The organism is Streptomyces capoamus, assembly GCF_014654935.1.
GTDB lineage: Bacteria > Actinomycetota > Actinomycetes > Streptomycetales > Streptomycetaceae > Streptomyces > Streptomyces capoamus.
This window is the reverse complement of record NZ_BNBF01000006.1, coordinates 343,517-346,952: the sequence shown is the minus strand read 5'-3', so window position 1 is coordinate 346,952 and position 3,436 is coordinate 343,517. Positions and strand designations below refer to the sequence as shown.

General features: G+C 72.0%; 3 protein-coding genes and 1 pseudogene. 2 read left to right on the top strand and 2 right to left on the bottom strand.

Going from position 1 to position 3,436, the window contains the following annotated elements; translation table 11 throughout:
* Positions 1 to 153 (bottom strand): 30S ribosomal protein S15 (gene rpsO, locus IE312_RS39780; protein ID WP_229899632.1); only part of this gene is annotated, 153 nt, incomplete at its 3' end.
* A gap of 266 nt (positions 154 to 419) precedes the next feature.
* On the opposite strand from rpsO, the gene IE312_RS12985 reads away from it, so the two are divergent.
* On the top strand, positions 420 to 713 hold the full coding sequence (locus IE312_RS12985; protein ID WP_189981306.1) for a DUF397 domain-containing protein: 294 nt from the start codon (positions 420 to 422) through the stop codon (positions 711 to 713).
* Positions 714 to 777: 64 nt separating this feature from the next.
* Here IE312_RS12985 and eccD read toward each other — a convergent pair whose 3' ends face one another.
* A complete protein-coding gene (gene eccD / locus IE312_RS12980) occupies positions 778 to 2,286 on the bottom strand; it encodes a type VII secretion integral membrane protein EccD (protein WP_189981345.1) in 1,509 nt (502 codons plus the stop codon).
* 337 nt (positions 2,287 to 2,623) lie between these two features.
* Between eccD and IE312_RS39775 the strand changes: the two are divergent.
* Positions 2,624 to 3,436, top strand: a pseudogene (locus IE312_RS39775) (type VII secretion protein EccC); the annotation flags it as partial.

Genomic DNA, 3,436 nt, shown 5'->3' with positions numbered 1-3,436 from the left:
GTGGTGGTCGTGCTTGTGGGTCTTGAGGTGCTCCGTCAGGTCGGAGATCCGACGGGACAGCAGAGCGACCTGGACCTCGGGGGAGCCGGTGTCACCCTCCTTGGTACCGAACTCGGAGATGATCTGCTTCTTCGTAGCGGCGTCGAGCGACACGCGTACTCCTCATAGTCTGGTGAGTGCCACCGAGTGCCCCCGGTCTACATCTCGGGAGAGCTTCCGTAACTCGGGAGGCGGGGATCCGCTGGGCGCGGCCACCAGAACACGGCGGTTCCGGGGGTGCGTACACAAACGGCCGTCACTCAGGGTACCAGGCGATCGCGGGGCCCTTACGCCCGGTCGCCGAAGACCCCTGACGGGACCGTGTCGCCCACTAGGGTGAGCGCCGGACCGTACCTACCTCGGGAAGGGGTCGCTGCACGATGGCGGAGACGGAAGCGGAGATCAAGGCGCGCAAGGAGCGGGAGCGGGACGAGCTGTACGCGCTCGACATCTCGGGCGTCGAGTGGCACTGCGCGCCGGGCACGGAGGAGCACGAGGAACGCGTGGAGATCGCGTACCTGCCGGGCGGGGCGGTGGCGATGCGGTCCTCCCTCGACCTGGACACCGTGCTGCGCTACACCGAGGCGGAGTGGCGGGCGTTCGTCCTGGGTGCCCGGGACGGGGAGTTCGATCTGAAGCCCATGGCTCACAACGGGGGGCTGGACGTGCAGTGAGCCGGGTGCGGGAAGGGGGCGGCACGCGCGCGTGCCGCCCCCTTCCTGCACCCGCCGGCGCCGCCTAGCTGGTCATGGCCCGTGCCTGCGCGTACACGTCGAACACGGCCAGGGCCAGCGGGATCAGCGTCAGCAGGACGAAGCTCTCGGCGATCTCCAGGAAGCGCCCCCAGAACGGGGTGACACCACGCCGGGGGGTGATCAGCGCTATCGCGGTGACCAGGGCGGTGGCCGCGGCGACGGCCGCGGCGAGCCAGATGCTGCGGATGTCGAGGGCCGCGGTGTCGCCCCGGAAGGCGTCGATCAGGTAGCCCCGGGGCGGAATGAGGGCCAGCCCCAGACCGAGGAAGACGATCGCGGCGAGGCCCGCGGCCAGGGTGGCGCCGACCTGCGCGGTGTAGCGGAACAGGTGCGCCCGCATCAGCATGGCCAGGCCGGTCGCGAGGGCCAGCAGCTGGGCCCACGTGTTGCTGGAGAAACCGAGCACGATCGACGCGCCCACCGCGACCAGGGCGCAGCCGCCGACGAGACCGACGAGGAGTTCGTGGCCGCGCCGGGCCCGGGCGGCCACGCGCTCGGCGTCCACGGGCTCCTGCGGGGCGGGCTCGCCGGTGTCGTAGCCGCCGCGGGACGGGCTGGGCGGTTCGAAGCCGATGGGCAGCCGGGCGAAGCGCATGGACAGCCCGGGCAGGAAGGCCAGCGCCACGACGGACAGCGGGGCGCAGACGGCGGCCGTCTCGATGGGACGGAGATCGGTGAGGATCGCGATGAAGGTCGTGATCAGACCGACGGCGGAGGCGAAGACGAACGCCACGAAGGGCCCGTCGCCGCCCGGCGACAGCAGGGTCAGCACCACGGAGGCCACGAGGACCGCGGTGCAGGCGAGCAGGAACTGCAGGCGCCCGATGCCCTCGCCGCCGGAGAGCCGCAGCAGCCCCGAGCCGGCCACGCCGACGTTCGGCAGGGCGCCGAGTCCCAGCGCGACCGCGGAGCCCCGGTCGTCGTACACCCGCGCGCGTACGCACGCGATGGTGACGAGGAGGATCCCGCAGACGCCCGCGATGATGCCCTGCAGGCCGTACATGTCGTGCCGGACCTCGGAGCTCCAGGCCACGAACGCGAGCAGCGCGGGCAGGATGCCGCCCGCGACGAGACCCGCGGCCCGGGTGAGCTCGCCGCTCCACAGGGTGCGGTCCCGGGTCACGGCGGCGGCCACCGCCTCCGCGACGTCGTCGAGGACGGCCGGGGGCAGCGACTCGGCGAACGGGCGCAGGGTGAGCAGCTCGCCGTCGAGGATGCGCTGGGCGGTGAAGGACCGGGCCCCGTCCAGGACGGTGCCGTCACGCCGTACGAGGTGGTAGCCGACCGGCGCGCCCTCGGCGGGACTCTGCTGGGACAGGCGCAGGATCTCGGGGTAGAGGTCGGCGACCGGTACGTCGTCGGGCAGCGCCACGTCGATGCGGCTGTCGGGCGCCACGATGGTGACCCGGCAGAAGCCGAATCCCATGCCCGCCCCGGAAGGGGCTCCGGTGCCCGGTCCGCCGGTCGCGCCGGCCGGCGCGGAGGCCGTCATGCTCACCTGCTGTTCCCCCTCGTCGGTGGTGGGGCGGCGTTCGGTGCCACCGCGCACCCTTCCGCCCGTAAAGATGCTGTGTAGGTTGTGCGGCGCCCGCCCGCCGTGCCGGCCGACCGAGCGGTCCTGACCGTGACGCACGGGTGGCGCTCGCTTCGAACCGTTGCGGATTGCCCGGGTTCTCCCGGAACGATTCGCAACTGCTCACGCACTCCACCGGCACCCTACCGCCCGTCGTCGTCCGTGGTTGTCAGTAGGATCGCGGTTCGCGATCGACGTTCGCCTGACACGGGGCGGCGGACGAAACATCTCGGTCCGGCAAGGGAATTGGTGCGTAGTGAGCCACATCGTCGTCAAGCGCCCGCCGCGGGCACTGCCGAAGGAAGTGCCCACGGACGAGGTCGTACTGCAAGCGCCGCCGGAACTGCCCCGCGGCCAGCAGGAAGGCGCACTGATGCAGCTCCTGCCCATGCTGGGCATGGGCGGATCGGTGGTGTTCTTCTTCAACCCGCAGGCCCAGCCCTTCATGAAGATCATGGGTCTGGTGATGGTGGCCTCGACCATCGCCATGGGCATCTCGATGCTGGTCCGCTACCGCCGCGGCAACCAGGGGCAGATGGCCGACCTGCGCCGCGACTACCTGCGTTACCTGTCCCAGACCCGGCGTGCCGCCGCGGAGACGGCGAAGTCCCAGCGCGACACCCAGTACTACCTGCACCCTTCGCCGGAGCAACTGTGGGCGCTGGTCGCCGAGGGCAGCCGGGTCTGGGAACGGCGCACCGGCGACGAGGACTTCGGCCAGGTGCGCGTGGGCCTCGGTCCGCAGGCCCTGGCCACTCCCCTGATCCCGCCGCAGACCGCCCCCGTGGACGAGCTGGAGCCGCTGACCGCGGGCGCCATGCAGCGCTTCCTGGCCACGCACAGCACCCTCGACGACCTGCCGATGGCGGTCTCGCTGCGCGCCTTCTACCACGTGACGATCAGCGGCGAGCCGGGCACCGTGCGCGGCACCGCCCGCGCCGTCACCGCCTCCCTCGCCTCGCTGCACTCCCCCGAGGACCTGGTCGTCGCGGTCGTCGCCGCCCGTGGCTCGACACCCGAGTGGGAGTGGACCAAGTGGCTGCCGCACGTGCAGGCTCCGGGCGTCGCC